The 16,388-nt window shown below is 65.0% G+C and carries 15 protein-coding genes and 1 tRNA gene; 5 read left to right on the forward strand and 11 right to left on the reverse strand.

Annotation, left to right across the window (positions count from 1 at the left end; translation table 11 throughout):
- Positions 1-37 precede the first annotated feature (37 nt).
- Positions 38-1,357: an alanine/glycine:cation symporter family protein gene (locus tag WBG56_RS00250; RefSeq protein WP_424264615.1), complete on the reverse strand. Its 1,320-nt coding sequence runs from the start codon at positions 1,355-1,357 to the stop codon at positions 38-40.
- A gap of 298 nt (positions 1,358-1,655) precedes the next feature.
- Here WBG56_RS00250 and WBG56_RS00255 point away from each other — a divergent pair, with 298 nt between their 5' ends.
- The 4 genes from WBG56_RS00255 (at position 1,656) to WBG56_RS00270 (ending at position 8,126) form a co-directional block, all read left to right on the forward strand.
- Positions 1,656-2,444: a helix-turn-helix domain-containing protein gene (locus tag WBG56_RS00255; RefSeq protein WP_424264560.1), complete on the forward strand. Its 789-nt coding sequence runs from the start codon at positions 1,656-1,658 to the stop codon at positions 2,442-2,444.
- Positions 2,445-2,512: 68 nt separating this feature from the next.
- Entirely contained in the window at positions 2,513-3,580 is a 1,068-nt protein-coding gene (gene hemE, locus WBG56_RS00260) for a uroporphyrinogen decarboxylase (RefSeq protein ID WP_424264561.1), read from the forward strand.
- 252 nt (positions 3,581-3,832) lie between these two features.
- On the forward strand, positions 3,833-5,935 hold the full coding sequence (locus WBG56_RS00265) for a primosomal protein N' (protein ID WP_424264562.1): 2,103 nt from the start codon (positions 3,833-3,835) through the stop codon (positions 5,933-5,935).
- 1 nt (position 5,936) lies between these two features.
- Positions 5,937-8,126 carry a UvrD-helicase domain-containing protein gene (locus WBG56_RS00270; RefSeq protein WP_424264563.1) on the forward strand — a complete coding sequence of 730 codons (2,190 nt, stop codon included), beginning with the start codon at positions 5,937-5,939 and terminating at the stop codon, positions 8,124-8,126.
- Between the two features lie 86 nt (positions 8,127-8,212).
- Here WBG56_RS00270 and WBG56_RS00275 read toward each other — a convergent pair whose 3' ends face one another.
- The 4 genes from WBG56_RS00275 to WBG56_RS00290 form a co-directional block, all read right to left on the reverse strand.
- Complete coding sequence (locus WBG56_RS00275; protein ID WP_424264564.1) at positions 8,213-8,440, reverse strand: hypothetical protein; 228 nt, start codon at positions 8,438-8,440, stop codon at positions 8,213-8,215.
- Between the two features lie 228 nt (positions 8,441-8,668).
- Entirely contained in the window at positions 8,669-9,400 is a 732-nt protein-coding gene (locus tag WBG56_RS00280) for an enoyl-CoA hydratase-related protein (RefSeq protein WP_424264565.1), read from the reverse strand.
- Positions 9,397-10,374, reverse strand: a complete 978-nt coding sequence (locus WBG56_RS00285) for an NAD(P)H-dependent flavin oxidoreductase (RefSeq protein WP_424264566.1) — start codon at positions 10,372-10,374, stop codon at positions 9,397-9,399. Before WBG56_RS00285 ends, WBG56_RS00280 begins: the two co-directional genes overlap by 4 nt.
- A 159-nt stretch (positions 10,375-10,533) precedes the next feature.
- Complete coding sequence (locus tag WBG56_RS00290; RefSeq protein ID WP_424264567.1) at positions 10,534-11,448, reverse strand: c-type cytochrome; 915 nt, start codon at positions 11,446-11,448, stop codon at positions 10,534-10,536.
- Positions 11,449-11,649: 201 nt separating this feature from the next.
- Here WBG56_RS00290 and WBG56_RS00295 point away from each other — a divergent pair.
- Positions 11,650-11,724: transfer RNA gene (locus WBG56_RS00295), tRNA-Arg, on the forward strand.
- Between the two features lie 196 nt (positions 11,725-11,920).
- Here the strand turns inward: WBG56_RS00295 and WBG56_RS00300 are convergent.
- From WBG56_RS00300 to WBG56_RS00325, 6 genes are all read right to left on the reverse strand, one after another.
- Positions 11,921-12,322 carry a type II toxin-antitoxin system VapC family toxin gene (locus WBG56_RS00300; RefSeq protein WP_424264568.1) on the reverse strand — a complete coding sequence of 134 codons (402 nt, stop codon included), beginning with the start codon at positions 12,320-12,322 and terminating at the stop codon, positions 11,921-11,923.
- Positions 12,319-12,567 (reverse strand): antitoxin, encoded by a 249-nt coding sequence (locus WBG56_RS00305; protein ID WP_424264569.1) that lies wholly within the window; start codon positions 12,565-12,567, stop codon positions 12,319-12,321. Before WBG56_RS00305 ends, WBG56_RS00300 begins: the two co-directional genes overlap by 4 nt.
- A 191-nt stretch (positions 12,568-12,758) precedes the next feature.
- A complete protein-coding gene (locus tag WBG56_RS00310; RefSeq protein WP_424264570.1) occupies positions 12,759-13,265 on the reverse strand; it encodes a hypothetical protein in 507 nt (168 codons plus the stop codon).
- 232 nt (positions 13,266-13,497) lie between these two features.
- Positions 13,498-14,385, reverse strand: coding sequence for a dihydrodipicolinate synthase family protein (locus tag WBG56_RS00315; protein ID WP_424264571.1), 888 nt, complete (start codon positions 14,383-14,385; stop codon positions 13,498-13,500).
- Positions 14,386-14,427: 42 nt separating this feature from the next.
- On the reverse strand, positions 14,428-15,999 hold the full coding sequence (gene gshA / locus WBG56_RS00320; protein ID WP_424264616.1) for a glutamate--cysteine ligase: 1,572 nt from the start codon (positions 15,997-15,999) through the stop codon (positions 14,428-14,430).
- Between the two features lie 33 nt (positions 16,000-16,032).
- Positions 16,033-16,362, reverse strand: coding sequence for a helix-turn-helix domain-containing protein (locus WBG56_RS00325; protein ID WP_424264572.1), 330 nt, complete (start codon positions 16,360-16,362; stop codon positions 16,033-16,035).
- Between the last annotated feature and the right edge of the window lie 26 nt (positions 16,363-16,388).

The following is a 16,388-nucleotide window of genomic DNA, read 5'->3' on the forward strand; positions in this document are numbered from 1 at the left end:
TGGGCCGCCGTGGCGATGGCGATGCGCCGTGAGCGGCTTATTTCGTCTGAGCGCTCAGTTCGCCGACCTGGGCGCGGCCCCGGAAATAGTCCCGCGTCAGTTTCAGGATGACCGGGCTGAGCAGGATCAGCGAGGCCAGGTTGGGCAGCGCCATCAGGCCGTTCAGGGTATCGGCCAGCAGCCAGGCGAAGTCCAGCTGCGTGATGGCGCCGAAGGGGATGGCGACGACCCAGATGATGCGATACGGCAGCGTGGATTTCGAGCCCAGCAGGAATTCCCAGCACTTTTCACCGTAGTAGCTCCAGCCCAGGATGGTGGTGAAGGCGAAGATCACCAGGGCGATGGTCAGGATGATGCCGCCGATGCCCGGCATGGACACTTCGAAGGCGGCGGCGGACAGGGCGGCCCCGCTTTCCCCGCTGGTCCATACGCCCGAGCAGACGATGGCCAGTCCGGTGATGCTGCAGATGATGATGGTGTCGATGAAAGTGCCCATCATGCCGATCAGGCCCGATTCCACCGCATTGCTGGTGGTGCCGGCGGCCTGGGCGATCCCGGCCGACCCCAGGCCGGCTTCGTTGGAGAAGATGCCGCGCGCGACCCCGAACCGGATGGCGGCCATGACCGCGGCGCCGGCAAAACCGCCGGTGGCGGCAATGGGCGAGAAGGCGTGGGTGAAGATCAGGCTCAGGGCTTCCGGGATGCGGTCGGCGTTGACGAACAGCACGACCAGGCCCGCCAGCACGTAGGCTACGCACATGAACGGCACCAGGGATGCCGCGACCGCGCCGATGCGTTTGATGCCGCCCAGGATGACCAGGCCGATCAGGACCATGGTGACGACGCCGGTGATCCAGGTGGGCACCGAGAATGTGGATTCCAGCGCCAGGGCCATGCTGTTGACCTGGACCATGTTGCCGATGCCGAAGCCGGCGAAGCCGCCAAAGATCGCAAAGGCGAACCCCAGCCAGAGCCATTTCCGGCCCAGGCCGTTCTTGATGGCGTACATGGGACCGCCTGCGTGTTCGCCGCGTTCGTCCTTTTCACGGAAGTGGACGGCCACGACGACTTCGCCATATTTGGTGGCCATCCCGACCAGGGCCGTGCACCACATCCAGAACAGCGCGCCGGGGCCGCCCACGGCGATGGCCGTTGCCACCCCGGCGATGTTGCCCGTCCCGACAGTGGCCGCCAGGCAGGTCATCAGGGCTTCGAAGGGGCTGATCTCGCCGGTGGCGGCATCGCCGCGATGGCGGCCGCGCCAGATCATGGCAAAACCCGTGCCGATGCGCCGCAGCGGCATGAATTTCAGCAGGATCATCAGGAAAAATCCCGTGCCGAGAATCAGCACTAGCATGGGCGGGCCCCACACCAGTCCGTTGATGTCGTTGACGAACGTATTCAGTGCTTCCAATGCTGTCTCCTGCTTCCCGAATAAAATTGGCGCCATGCTATCACCGGGGTTTCAGTGGATATTGCTGAAAATCACCTGAATCCAGCGATAAGTTTCAAAAAGGCGCTGATCAGCGCATAAATGAGGGTTAACCCTAGCGTAGTTTTGCGACTAGGCGGCGCGGGCGTGCGTGCCTATTCTGGTGTTCCGGCGGGGCGGCGGCTGTCAGACCGAGACCCCGCGACCACCAAAGAGGCCTGGTATGCGAGAACGACTGGATTGCGCGCTGTTGACCTTGGAACAACCTTGCTGGGTCCAAGCCCTGAAGGGGATTCATCTGGCCGGGCGCCTGCACCTGCATACCCTGCAGCGGCACCATGAGGTGATCGATACGCTGTTTGACGACCCCGCGCTGACACATGGCCGGTACGACGCCGGCTTGCTGTATGCCGATGAATCGTCGCTGCCGCTGTGGCGCACGGCGCTGGCGGCGCGCGCCGGCCGCCTGCCTGCGATGCTGCTGGTCTACGCCGTCGGCTTGCGGGCCCAGGCCGTGCACGATCTGATCGCCCTGGGGGTGTCCGATTTCCTGCGGCCGCCCTTTTGCCCGGAAGAACTGCGCGCCCGGCTGGAAAGCGCATTGGGGCGGCTGGCGCCCGCCTGCGTGGCCGAACCCGAACCCGTCTACGGCAGCCGGGCGCTACCCGGAAACATGGCGCTGGCAGCCCAAGGACCCACCGAAGCCGACCTGTGTCATACCATCCTGGACCGCTCGGGGGCTGAACTGGAAGCGTACGCCGTGGCCTTGGCCATGCAGCGGGCGACGTCGCGGGATTCCTTTCGCGATGCCAAGAGCCAGGTAGTGGCTCGTTTCGAGCGGGCCTACATTCGCGCGGCGCTCGGCCGCCATGGCGGCAACATCACGCTGGCGGCCCGTATGGCCCAGAAACACCGCCGCGCGTTCTGGGCCCTGATGCGCAAGCACGATATCGATCCCGCGCCGTACCGGACGGATCCGGACGCCGACCCTCCTCGGGCCCAGGCCGGGTAAAATCCAGAGTCGCCCTTCGATCAAGCTGCTATCGCGTGAATCGCGCGACCGTCCACAGGAAACCTGACGTGACTCAGTTGAAAAATGATGTGTTTCTGCGTGCGCTGCTGCGCCAGCCCGTGCCTTATACCCCGGTCTGGATGATGCGCCAGGCGGGACGTTATCTGCCCGAATACAACCAGACCCGCGCCCAGGCAGGCTCCTTCATGGGTCTGGCCCAGAACCCGGAATACGCCTGTGAGGTCACGCTGCAACCGCTGCGCCGCTTCGCGCTGGATGCGGCAATTCTCTTTTCCGACATCCTGACCGTGCCCGACGCCATGGGCCTGGGCCTGCAGTTCGTGGCCGGGGAAGGGCCGCGTTTCGAACGGCCTCTGCGGGACGAATCCGCGATTGCCGCCTTGCAGCCGCCCGACATGGATCGCCTGCGCTACGTCTTCGATGCCGTGTCCCTGATCCGTCGCGAACTGGATGGCGATGTGCCGCTGATCGGGTTTTCCGGCAGCCCCTGGACGCTGGCCTGTTACATGGTCGAAGGCCAGGGCAGCAGCGACTACCGGCAGATCAAGACCCTGCTTTATCAGCGCCCCGATTTGCTGCACCGCATCCTGGACATCAATGCCCAGGCCGTGCAGGCTTATCTGAATGCCCAGATCCGCGCCGGCGCCCAGGCTGTCATGGTGTTCGACAGCTGGGGCGGCGTGCTGGCGGATGGGCTGTTCCAGCAGTTTTCCCTGCACTACACGCGGCAGGTGCTCAATGGCTTGCTGCGTGAATACGAAGGGCAGCGCATCCCTGTGATCGTCTTCACCAAGGGCGGCGGCCAGTGGGTCCAGGAAATTGCCGATGTCGGCTGCGATGCCGTGGGGCTGGACTGGACCGCGCGGCTGGCAACGGCGCGCCGCGTTGTCGAAGATCGCGTGGCCTTGCAGGGCAATCTCGACCCCATGACGCTGTTTGGCGGCGATGCCGCCATCCGCGCGGAGGTCCGCCGCGTGTTGGCGGATTTCGGCGCGGTGGGGGCGGGCGGGCATGTGTTCAACCTGGGCCATGGCATTTCGCAGTTCACCCCGCCAGAGGCCGTTCTGTCCCTGGTGGATGAAGTCCACACCGCCAGCCGCGCTTACCATGCCTGATGGCGGGCCGTCCCGGGTCAAAGGATCCGGGACGCTTGACTTTTGTGCTTATGCACAATTTTGCGAATGTCGGGGTTAACACCGACAATCCTGGAATGAATCTTGATTTTCTTTCTAATCAATTGATTTAAAACGAAAAATCAAGAAATACTGGTATTTTGACAAGTCTTGACTCGCACAGGGAACTGGTGTTGATCCATTTGTTCCCTCTTTCTCCACAAAGTTATCCACAGGCCGGGAAAATTCGTTCTCATGCTTGAACCGCCCGACTCCTCGCGCCCGGATGACCCCGGCGGGCCTGCCGCTCCGGTCTATCTGGCGGTCGCGCTGGACGTCCCCTTGCCGGGGCTGTTCGATTATTCCCATGACGCACCGGTTGCGCCGGGGGTGCGGGTGCGGGTGGTGTTCGGCCGCCGGGCCATGGTGGGCATGGTCTGGGCCGTGCGGGAACATCCGGCGGTGTCCGCCGACCGCGTGCGTCCGATCGAGGCGGTATTGGATGATCTGCCGCCCATGCCGGCCGATTGGTTGCGGCTGGCCGACTTCGCCGCGCAGTACTATCACCGCCCTTTGGGCGAGGTGCTGTTGCCGGTGCTGCCGCCGCCGTTGCGCAAGCCGGCCGCTTATACCGGCGCCCGGGCAGCCGGCGGTCCCGTCAGCCGGGCCGATCGGCGGCCGGGCGCCGCCGCGCGGGCTGCGGCGGGCGATGGTTCCGGTTCGGATCCGGTGGCATTGACGACGGGTCAGCGCGCCGCCCTGGATCAACTGCGCGCCTTGCTGGCGGCCGGGCGCGGCGTGGCGCTCCTGCATGGCGTGACGGGCAGCGGCAAGACCGAGCTGTATCTGCGGCTGGCCCGCCAAGTGCTGGATCAGGGGCGGCAGGTTTTGATCCTGGTGCCGGAAATCAATCTGACTCCGCAACTGGAGCAGATCGTCAGGATGCGCTTGTGCGCGGCGCCGGGCGATCTGGCCGTGCTGCACAGCCGCCTGTCCGATGGCGAACGGCTGCGGGCCTGGTTGCGGGCTTCCCGGGGCCAGGCCGCCCTGTTGCTGGGCACCCGGCTGGCGCTGATGACACCCTTGCCGCGCCTGGGCCTGATCGTGGTGGATGAAGAGCACGATTCCTCCTACAAACAGCAAGACGGGCTGCGTTATTCGGCCCGCGACCTGGCCGTCTGGCGGGGACATGATCTGGGGGTTCCCGTAGTGCTGGGGTCGGCGACCCCGTCCCTGGAAAGCTGGCGCCGCGCCCAGCGCGGGGATTACCGGCTGGTATCCCTGCCGGAACGCGCCCAGGCCCAGCCGCTGCCGGATATCCGCCTGGTCGATACGCGTCGGGCGCAGCTGGAACAAGGTTTCACGCCGCAGTTGCTGCAGGCGCTGGCTGCCCGGCTGGAACAGGGCGAACAGAGCCTGGTGTTCCTGAATCGGCGCGGCTACGCCCCGGTGCTGCGCTGTCCCTCCTGCGGCTGGGTCAGCCAGTGCCGCCGGTGCACGGCGCATACGGTGCTGCATCGGGCCGGCGGGCGTCGGGCGGTACTGCAGTGCCATCACTGCGGCGACGCCCGGCCTGTGCCTCGCGCCTGCCCGGATTGCGGCGATCAGGATCTGCAGCCCATGGGGCGGGGCACGCAGCGGGTCGAGGAATTCCTGGCGGAACGCTTTCCCCAGGCGCGTATCGTGCGTATCGATGCCGACGCGACACGACGCAAGGGCAGCGCCGAGGCGCTGTTCGCCCAGGTGCATGCTGGTCAGGCCGATATCCTGGTCGGCACTCAGATGGTGTCCAAAGGCCACGATTTCGCGCGACTGGGGCTGGTCGGCGTGTTGAACGCCGACGCCATGCTGTTTGCCCAGGATTTCCGGGCGCCGGAACGCTTGTTCGCCCAACTGATGCAGGTGGCGGGCCGCGCGGGGCGGCGAACGGGGGGAGCGCAAGTCCTGGTGCAGACCGATTATCCCGACCAGCAGGTCTATCAGGCCTTGTGCCGGCATGATTATGTGCGTTTTGCCGAATCCGCTCTGGCCGAACGCGAGGACCTGGGCTTGCCGCCGTTTTCCAGCCAGGCGCTGCTCACGGCCCAGGCGACCCATCTGGCGGATGCGCTGGACTTTCTGCGGGCCGTCCGGGCGCAGGCGGATACCTTGCCGGAATCGGCGGGGGTCTGCCTGTACGATGCGGTGCCCCTGCGGATCGTGCGGGTGGCGCGGGTCGAACGGGCCCAATTGCTGATCGAATCCCCGCGCCGTGGCGCGTTGCACGGTTTGCTGCGAGTCCTGCTGCCGCAGGCCGAGGCCCTGGTTGCGGGGCGGCCGGTGCGCTGGGGGCTTGAAATCGATCCCCAGGAAATCTGAGATGGATCTCAATCCCAGCCAGCACGAAGCCGTGCGTTATTTGAATGGCCCCTGCCTGGTGCTGGCGGGCGCCGGCAGCGGAAAAACACGCGTGATCACGCGGAAAATGGCCTACCTGCTGCGGGAATGCGGCTACCAGGCCCGTCATGTGGTGGCGCTGACCTTCACCAACAAGGCCGCGCGGGAAATGAACGAACGGGTCCGCACCCTGGTGGAAGCGCGGTTGTTGCGCGGTCTGACGGTCGGCACCTTCCATTCCCTGGGCTTGCGGTTCTTGCGCGAGGAATACACCGGCCTGGGGCTCAAGCGCGGCTTTTCCATCCTGGATGCCACCGATGCCCAGGGCATCATCCAGGAACTGCTGGCCACCACGGACCGCGCCCGTCTGCGGGCCGTCCAGCAGACGATTTCCCTGTGGAAGAATGCCCAGCTGGACCCGGATGGCGCATCCCGGGTGGCTCAGGGGCCGGACGAGGCGGAAGCCGTTCGCGTCTATCGCAGCTACGAGGCCACGCTGCGGGCCTACCAATCGGTCGATTTCGACGATCTGATTCTCTTGCCGGCGCGGTTGCTGCAGGATGACATGTCCGTGCGGCAGCGCTGGCAGGCGCGGGTGCAGTATCTGCTGGTGGATGAATACCAGGACACCAATGCCTGCCAGTATCAGCTGGTGAGGCTGCTGTGCGGCGACCGGGCCATGCTCACGGCGGTGGGCGACGACGATCAGGCCATCTATGCCTGGCGCGGCGCCACGGTCGAGAATCTGGCGCAACTGGAACGCGACTACCCGCAGCTGCGGGTCATCAAACTGGAACAGAACTATCGGTCGGTGCAGCGCATCCTGCAGGCAGCCAACCAGGTGATCAGCCATAATCCCAAGACCTTCGACAAGACGCTGTGGTCCGATCTGGGGGTGGGCGATCCCATCGGCGTCACCCCGATGGACTCGGATCTGATCGAGGCGGAATCCATCGCCATGCGCTTGTCGGCGTCCCGGTTCGAACGCCAGGCGCAATGGAAGGATTTCGCCATCCTGTATCGGGGCAACCATCAGGCCAGGGTCATGGAACAGGCGCTGCGCACCCTGCGCATTCCCTATACCGTGTCCGGCGGCCAGAGTTTTTTCGATAAGGCGGAAATCCGCGATGTGCTGGCCTGGTTGCGGCTGATCGCCAATGAAGATGAAGACCCTGCCTTCATCCGGGCGGCGACGACACCCCGGCGGGGGATCGGCCAGAATACCTTGCAAGCCCTGGGCGCCGAGGCGGCGCGGCAGGGGGTGTCCCTGTTCACCGTCGCGGTCGGCGTGACAGAGGCGATCCTGCCCGCGGCCCGCCAGCGGGATGCCGTACAGGGATTCGTCCATCTGATCCAGCACTTTCAGGGCCGGGCCGCCCGGCGCGGCGGGGCGGTGCCGCCCTTGCCGGGGGCGTCGGCGCAGGGCGACCTGCTGGCATTCGATCCGGATCCGGCGCCTGGCGGGGCGGATGGCGACGGGGCCTCGCCCGGGCCCGATGCTTCACCGGCAGCGCCCGCCGGCCTGGCCGGCGCGGCGGTGGGCATCGATGGCTTGCGCGAAGACAACGCCGCCCGGGTGCTCGACGACCTGCTGGCCGCCATGGGTTATGAACGCCATCTCTACGACACGCTCGACGAGCGCCAGGCCCAGACGCGCTGGACCAATGTGCTGGAATTGCTGGAATGGCTCAAGCGCAAGGCCGACGAAGACGACATGACGCTGTTGGAACTGGTGCAGCACGTGGCGCTGGTCACCATGCTGGAGCGATCGGATGACGAGGAGCCGGATGCGGTCAAGCTGTCTACCCTGCATGCGTCCAAGGGCCTGGAATTCCCGCATGTGTACCTGATCGGGGTAGAGGAAGGCCTGCTGCCGCATCGCGGCGGTGATGGCGAGGGCGACGTCAGCGAAGCGGCGATGGCGGCCCGGGTGCGCCGCATCCAGGAAGAGCGCCGTCTGATGTACGTCGGCATCACCCGGGCCCAGCGCACCTTGCAGATCAGTTGGTGCCGCAAGCGCCGGCGCGGGCGCGAAGACACCATGTGCGAGCCTTCGCGTTTCATTGCCGAGATGGGCCTGCAGGTGCAGGCGGATGGTTCTGCGCCGGGGGCATCCGACATGGACCCCGACCGGGCCTTGAGCAGCCTGAAGAATCTGCTCAGACGCCCATGAAAAACAGCCACACCGTCAAAGACGATGTGGCTGTCGGGTGTTCCGGTGTGCTGGGGCCGTCGCCCGCAGGCGGGGCCCGACCCTGATTACCAGGGCGTGCGGTTGTACAGCATGTTGCGGGCACGCGCCTCGGCCTGGGCATTGATGACGGCCACGATACCGCGACCCACTGCCTTGGCGCCTCGGCTCAGCGCGCGTCCCACGGTGCGCAGGCCCTTTTTCAGGGACAGAGGTTGCGTTTCGTTCAGAAACGTATGGGCGTAGGCGCGTTCCAGCGCATCAGACATCAGGTTCGGGGTGTGAGCGTAGTTCATAACTGACTCCTGTTTCAGAAGATTCAGACTTTCGATACGCTCAGTATAGGGTAAACCCTAGGATAAAGCTAGGGGTAAACCCTAATGCCATCCCTAGGGTCAAAATTGTGCATGGATGTGTGGTGAAAACCACGAAGCCGGTTCGCGGATCGCTGGGAGCGAAACGCCAGGGGCCGGGTCAGCATGTGCTGATCCGGCCCCCTGGGCGCCCCGATTTTTGCCTGGCGCTCAGCCCTTGCGGGCGAAAAATCGCTGGAATGCCGCTTGAGCCTCGGCGCTTTTCAGGCGCTCGAAGAAGACGGCGGCTTCGGCATCCAGCACCCGATGCACGGTGTCGCGCTCAGGCGCGCGCAGCAGCTGCTTGCTGGCGCGCACGGCCTGGACGGGTTGCGTGGCCAGAGCCTGGGCGCACGCGCGGGCGGCTGACAGCGGGTCGTCCTGGATGCCGCTGATCAACTGTCCGGCCAGGGCCTGATCGGCATCGAAGGGCTGGGCCTGCAGCAACCATTGCGCGGCGCGGCGGGGGCCCGCCAGCCGGGGCAGCAGAAAGCTGGATGCCCCTTCGGGGCACAGGCCCAGCGAGACGAAAGGCAGACGAAAGACCGCGCTGCGGTCGGCATAGGCGAAATCGCAATGGGCCAGCAGAGTCACGCCCACGCCCACCGCCTGCCCCTGGACGACGGCGATGACGGGCACGTTGACGCTGGCCAGCGTATGCAGGAACGCGATGGAGCCCACGTCGCTGCTGTCTTGCGGCATCTGGAACTCCGCCAGATCATTGCCGGCCGTGAAGTGGCCGCCCGCCCCATGCAGGATGACGGCGGCGCAGGCGGGATCTGCGTCGGCGGCCTGCAGCGCCCGGTCGATTTCGCGGTACATGGCGTCGGTCAGCGCGTTGCGCCGCTCCGGCCGGTCGATCAGGATCTCCAGGATGGCGCCGTTGCGAGTCTGGCGGATCATGAGCAGGTCTCCGTGATGAAACCGTCCCGCAGCGATTGGGCGGCCTGTTGGTATTCGTCGCGCAGGCGGGCGACGATGTCGGCCGTGGGGCGCACGGCGTCGATGTTGCCCACCCCCTGTCCAGCCCCCCAGACGTCGCGCCAGGCCTTTTTGCTGTCGCTGCCGAAGTTCGTGCCCTGGGCTGCGGGGAGTTGGTCCGGGTCCAGACCGAGCTGGCGCACGCAGGGTTTCAGATAATTGCCGGGGATGCCGGTGAAGTAGGGGGTGTAGACGATATCTGCGGCGGCTGACTCGACGATCATCTGTTTGTACTCGGCTTGAGCGTTGGCCTCGGCGCTGGCGATGAAGCGTGTGCCGACATAGGCGAAATCCGCACCCATGGCGCGAGCGGCCAGGATGTCCTGCCCCCGGCTGATGGCGCCGGACAGGCAGATCGGTCCGTCGAATATCCGTCGGACCTCGCCCAGCAAGGCGAAGGGCGACAGGGTTCCGGCGTGGCCGCCGGCCCCGGCGCAGACCAGGATCAGGCCGTCCACCCCCGCGTCGATGGCCTTTTGCGCATGCCGCAAGGTCGTGACGTCGTGAAAGACCTTGCCGCCCCAGCCGTGCACGGCGTCCACCACCTGATTGGGAGCCCGCAGGCTGGTGATGATGAGCGGCACGCGGTGCCGGGCGCAGGTTTCCAGGTCCGCCTGCAGCCGGTCGTTGGATTGGTGGATGATGTGGTTGATGGCGTAGGGCGGAATCGGCCGTTCGGGGTCGGCGGCCCGCAAGGCGGCCAGGCCGTCCTCGATCTGCGTCAGCCAGGCATCCAGCATTTCCTGTGGACGGGCGTTCAGGGCCGGCATGGACCCGATGATGCCGCTGGCGCATTGCGCGATCACGAGCTCCGGGTTGGACACGATGAACATGGGGGCGGCCATGACCGGCAGGGTCATGGTCTGGTGCAGCGAGGCCGCTAAGGGATGGTGCATGAGGAGTGTCTCCCGCAGAATAACGTGCCTATTCTAATTCAAACGATTGTTTGAATCATGCGGGGTATCCCGGATACGCGACGCGCCCGCCTAGGCACGAAAAACCCCCGAGCCGGACCCGGCATCGGGGGTTGGGAACCAGGGATGACGCGCAGCCGCTTATTTGGCGGCGTCCACCATGTACTGGATGGCGGCCTTCAGCTCGTCGTCGGTGGCTTGCGAGCCCCCGCGCGGCGGCATTGCGCCCACGCCGGAAATGGCTTTCTTCAGCATGGTGTCCAGGCCGGTCTTGATGAAGGGGTCCCAGGAGGCTTTGTCGCCGAATTTCGGCGCGCCGGCCACGCCCACCGAGTGGCAGGTGATGCAGACGGATTTGTAGAGCTTTTCGCCCACGGTATTGCCGGCGGAGGCTTGAGCAGCTTCAGCCTTCGGGGCGGCTTGTTGTTCTGCGGGTTTTTCAGCCGCCTTGGGGGCGGCGGCCTGAGCGGCCGGCTTTTGCTCGGCGGGCTTGGCAGCGGCGGCGGGCGCGGCCGCAGGGGCGGCCGCCTTGTCGCCGGCAGGTTCCTTGGGTTCCGGGAAGTCGGCGCCGGAATGGTTGGTCATGTAGGCCACGGCGCGGGCGACTTCGAAGTCATCCAGCGAGGAGTTGCCGCCTTTGGGCGGCATGGCGCCGATCCCGTGGATCGCGTTCTTGACCAGGTCTTCGAAGCCCTGTTTGATGAACGGCGCCCAGGCGTCCTTGTCGCCGAATTTCGGCGCCCCGGCCACGCCTGAGCCGTGACAGGCCACACAGGTGGACTGGAAGACCTGTTCGCCGGTCTTGAAGACTTTCGGCGCATTGGCGTCGACCAGCTTGAACCCGGCCACCGGCTGGATGCGCTTCGCGATGGCTTCTTCGGTCTGGCTGTTGGAGCCGTAGCCCGTGCGGATCGAGGATCCCACCAGATTGACCAGCAGAATAATGACCGAGATGGGAATGACGAAGGCCAGCACGACCGTGATCAGCAGCTGTTTCGGTGTCTTGATGGGGCTTTCGTGCCCGTGCCCGTGTTCGGCGTGTTCTGGGAGACTCATGATGGGTTCCTGGTCCTGGGATAGTGGAATGCGGCCGTTGGCCTGTCGCCGGTGTCGCCCGACTGTTTCTGTTACAGGCCTCAACCTTCGATTATAGCGACAGCCCCGGTACACTGCAGGGATAGGATAAACCCGCTACAATGTCGAGCCCGCGCATCGCAACGATACGCGCGGGTTCCGGCCGTGAGGCCGATGATCGCTGCGCCTGTAGTTCAATGGATAGAATAGGAGTTTCCGAAGCTTCTGATACAGGTTCGATTCCTGTCGGGCGCGCCAGTTTTCAGGCTCTATCCCATCTGCGGATGAGTCCCTTCCATACGGTTGAAGATACCGTTCCGATCGCATCGGGCCAGGCCCCATGCGGTAAGCCTCGAAGCCCCTTGAATTGAAGTCGCATGCGCAGCTTGCGCGCGTTGCGGCTAATGCCGTTGTCGGGTCGCGTGCGTCGTCGCATAGCGGCGTCCTCACGGCATCAATCGCTCTGCCAGTTTTCAGTATTCAGGCCTGATACGCGGTCGAATTCACGCACATTGCGGGTGACCAGACACAGCGTTCGGGCGCGTGCCTGGCCCGCGATCAGGACGTCGTAGGCCCCGATGGGTGTTCCTTGTCGAGCAAGTTGGGCGCGGATCTCGCCAGCGTAGCGGGCGTCTTCCTGGTCGAATTCCAGGACCTGGAACTGAAGGCTGTCGACGACGGCCAGGTTGTGCGTCACCCGTTGGCTGCGAAAGGCGCCGTAAAACAATTCGTGCATGACCAGCGACGATATGGCGACCTCTTCGGGATCGCATTTCCGTAAGCGTCGGCTGACAGGGCCGTGGGGCTCTTTCAGTACGGCAATGACCGCATTGGTATCAAGCAGGTACCGGATCATTTGAACAGGGTGTCCAGTTCGTCGCGGTGTTGGGGTGCTGGTTGCTTGGTGGCTTCGGCAATGAAGTCCTGGTCCGGTTTGTTCAGGTCGTCGAGCCACGACCAATTGTCGGGAATGGGTTCGATGATGACTGCGGCGCCATGCTGCCGGATTCTGACCTGTGTGCTATCGAATCGAAATGCCTTTGGCAGGCGTATCGCCTGAGATCGTCCGGACCAGAAGAGTTTGACAATGGTAGTGGACATGGAGGCCTCCCATTGAATGTCATATCACAATGTATTATACCTTTTTACCTAAAGCAGCCCGCTTAAGACGGATTCGGTGCTTGGCGGTGTGCCTGGGTTCGAGGTTCGGTGCCTGGCACAGGTTGCAGCAGTGCTTTGAATGTGTCCACTCCGGCTGGGCTGAAACGTCACATCGAAGGGTGCGCCGTGAGTCAGGGCGTGCCTTCGGTTTGGATGAACCGTGCCATGTCCATGATCGCCGCTTCTCGAAGCTGCAGGGCCCGGTTCGGGTTCAACGCTTGCAGCCAGGCGCGCTTGCGATTGTCAGCAGATGCGAGGTCACTCAGAGCGATGCGCTCTTGCGGCGCGCAGCACAGTGTGAAATCGCTTTTGCCATCCCAATCCACAGTCACCGGAAAGCCGTGACGGCCCCAGGACAGGGGAAATGTGATGTCGATGATGATGTCTCCGTGGCCTAGATCGCAGGTCAGGAAATTATGGACGTCGTAGACCCGAGTGCCGATGGCGGATGCCCTGAACGCGTCTGAAAAATACGGCTGGCTGAAATCCATGAGATATGCAGCCATCCATAGTCGGGGGCTATAGCCCATCAGTGTCAGCCACTCATGTGCGGCAAGGTGCTTTGCCGAGCAGGTGCCTGTCCATTCGGATACGCAGGCTTCGGCGGTATTGCCGCCGTGCGGGCGAGCGTACGGCATGTCCCTCAGCGATAGGAGTACATGGCGTGGTGACGGGATATGGAGCGGGTCGTTCCTGCGGTCCGGCGTTGTCCGCAGGAACCGGTCTCGCCAGTAGTCCGGAAGTTGGGGAGTGGCGGGTGTGGGTTCTATATTCATGGCGTTGTTTCTGGCGGGGGCCGTGCACCGGTCCGGTCGCCATGGCGCGGTGCTGCCCCGGCGATCCGGATATACCACCGCAAGTGGTCACGGCTCAGTGCGGCAACTGATCCAGGGCCGCCTTCAGGTGCTGTCGCGCCTGTCCATCCAGCGATCTGAGCGGCAAGGGCAGGCAAGGCGACTGGACCAGGCCGAGGATTTCCGCCGCTGCTGCCGTCACCCGCAGGCTGCCGTGCTGCGCGAACAGCGCCCAGATCGGCGCCAAGCGATCTGATAGCCGGGTCGCTTCCTGCGGGTTCCCCGCCCGGGCGGCGCGGGTGATGTCCAATGTCAGCTGCGGGAACAGGCCGCCGATCACCGAATACCATGCCTCGCATCCCGCGTTCAGGCCCAGGGCCCCGAAGCCGTCGCCGCTGACGCCGATGGTCACGTGGGCGGGAATCAGCGCGCGCAGCCGCGCCACCCGCGCCTGCGCCGCTGCCGGATCGGCCGGCACGCCGGGGATCTTGATGGAGGCTACCTTGGACAGCTGGGCGATCCGGCCGTGCAGGGCATCGCTGAACTCGAAATGGGTCGTGCCGGGGTTGTCATACACGCACAACGGGATCGACAGGGCGCGGGTCACGGTCTCGTAGAGGCCGAATACTTCGTCGTCGGTCAGGCGCTGATAGGACATGGGAGCCAACAGGACGCCGCTGGCCCCGGCCGCCTGCGCGTCCTGTGCCAGCGCCAGCACGTCGCGCGTGCGCAGGGCGCCGATGCCGACCATGACGGGCACGCCGCCCGCATGCCGGACGGCAAGCTGCGTCGTACGCAAGCGTTCGGCGCGGGACAGGTAGGCGTAGCTGCCGGTCGAGCCCAGCGCGCCGATGGAATCCACTCCCGCCTGGGCCAGACGCTCGATCAGGCGGATGTACGCCGCCTCGTCGATGCCGTTCTCGGACATCGGGGTCAGGGGAAAAGCGCTCAAGCCGGAGAACATGATTTTTCCATCCTGAAGTTGTGGGTCGGGACGCCGTTGCGTTCAGGCCGCCTTCACCAGCGCCGCGTGAAACCGGGCGACGTAGTCTTCGAAGCCTTCCGTGTCCGAGGCTTCCAGGGCTGCCTGTTCGGCCAGGGAGTCCTGGGCGGCCTGATCGTAGGCGGCCAGGGTATCGGCCTGAAGCCCGCGAGCCTGTAAAGCCGCCCAATGAGCCTGGCTTTGCGCCAGGGTCCAATCGTGGAATTCCTGGCCGCTGTCGCGCAGTGCCGCCAGCAGGCGAGCCGAAGGCGTGGCGTCCGGCTTCTGGACCTTTTGGTGCTGTTGATCCAGCGTGTCCATGTGCCGGGCATCGCCCGAGCGCTGGTCCAGCAGTTCCGCGTAGGGCGCGATGCCGGTCAGGATGCGGTCCGCCCAATCTTGCAGTTCGACGGCCTGGCCTTCGCGCATGAGCCGCAGGCCGGGCCGGCGCCCTTCGCGGGCGACCAGGGCGAAATTCGCCTGGCTTTCCTGGCAGGTGCCGGGCGCGGGGAACAGGGGGCTGTCTTCCAGGGCGCAGTACAGCAGGAAGGCGTCCAGGAAGCGGCTGGTGTCCGCGGAGATGCCCGCAGGTTCCCAGGGGTCGATGTCCATGCAGCGCACTTCCACGTACTGGATGCCGCGCTGGTGCAGGATGGTATTGGGTCGTTCGCAGCGCCCGGCGGTCTGTTTGGGCCGGATCGTGGCGTAGTACTCGTTTTCGATCTGCAGGATGTTGGTGTTCAACTGGATGCGCTGGCCGTCGCGATGGGTGCCGATGGCCTCGTAGGCGGGCCAGGGCGTGGTGACCGCGGTGTGGATGCGCGCCGTGAAGGTATCCAGATCGTTATAGCAAAGGTGCAGTTCGGACTGTGTAGGGTTCTTGTAGCCCAGGTCGCTCATGCGCAGGCTGGTGGCCCAGGGCAGGCAGTAGGTGTCGGGGCTCAGGTGGGTCAGCTGGGCTTCCAGGCCGGCGTTCTGCAGGAAGCTGCGCGACATGGCGGGCGAGGCGCCGAACAGGTACATCAGCAGCCACGAATGCCGCATGAAATTGCGGATCAGGCCCATGTAGCCCGCATTGCGCCGTTCCTTCGGGGTGCTGCCGGGCGTCAGGAAATCCCAGGCCTGCTCCGGCAGGGAGAAGTTGTAATGCACCCCCGCGATGCATTGCATGATCTTGCCGTAGCGCCAGGCAAGGCCCTGGCGGTAGACATGCTTGAGCATGCCGGTGTTGGACGTGCCGTACCAGGCGACCGGAATGTCGGCCTGCGCCGGCAGGTGAGCCGGCATGGATTGGTTCCAGATGGCTTCGCCGGGATTGCGCAGCGCCACAAACGTGTGGATATCGGTCAGTTCCCCGATCAGGGCGTCGGGTGACGCATCCGGGCTGGTGACCAGTTCCAGCAGGGCTTCGGAATAGTCCGTGGTGATGTGCGGGTTGGTCAGCGCCGCACCCAGCGATTCGGGGTGCGGCGTGCGCGCCAGCGTCCCCCCGGTATCCACCCGCAAGCCTTCTTTCTCGATGCCGCGCCGGATCGTGCGCAGAAGCTCGGGGTGGGCAGCCAGCAGGCTGCGCCGGTCGAAGGCCAGGGTCATGATAAACGGTACCGGGTTGGTCTGGATAAACCGATTTTAGCTGACGTAGGGAATCGGCCCGGCGCTGCGTCGAAGGCAGGGCGGCGCGGGGTCCGGCTTGTCGGGGCGGTAGTCCGGCAGCGGGCGGCGGGGGGATTTTTCCGCCGGCCCTGTTCGGGCGAATTTGTCCAGATCCAGCAATTGGCGCTGCAGGGCCTGCGTGATGGCGGCCTGGCGCGACCTGACCCCCAGCTTGTCGCACGAATTGGCAATATGGAAATTGGCTGTCCGTTCGGTGATTCCCAGGATACGGCCCATTTCCCAGCTGGTCTTCCCTTGGGATGCCCAGTACAGGCAGTCATGTTCGCGAGCGGTCAGTTGTGTCATGGTGGTCTCCATAGAGATATTGTTAT

The sequence above is a fragment of the Castellaniella sp. genome, assembly GCF_049671645.1.
Lineage (GTDB): Bacteria > Pseudomonadota > Gammaproteobacteria > Burkholderiales > Burkholderiaceae_B > Castellaniella.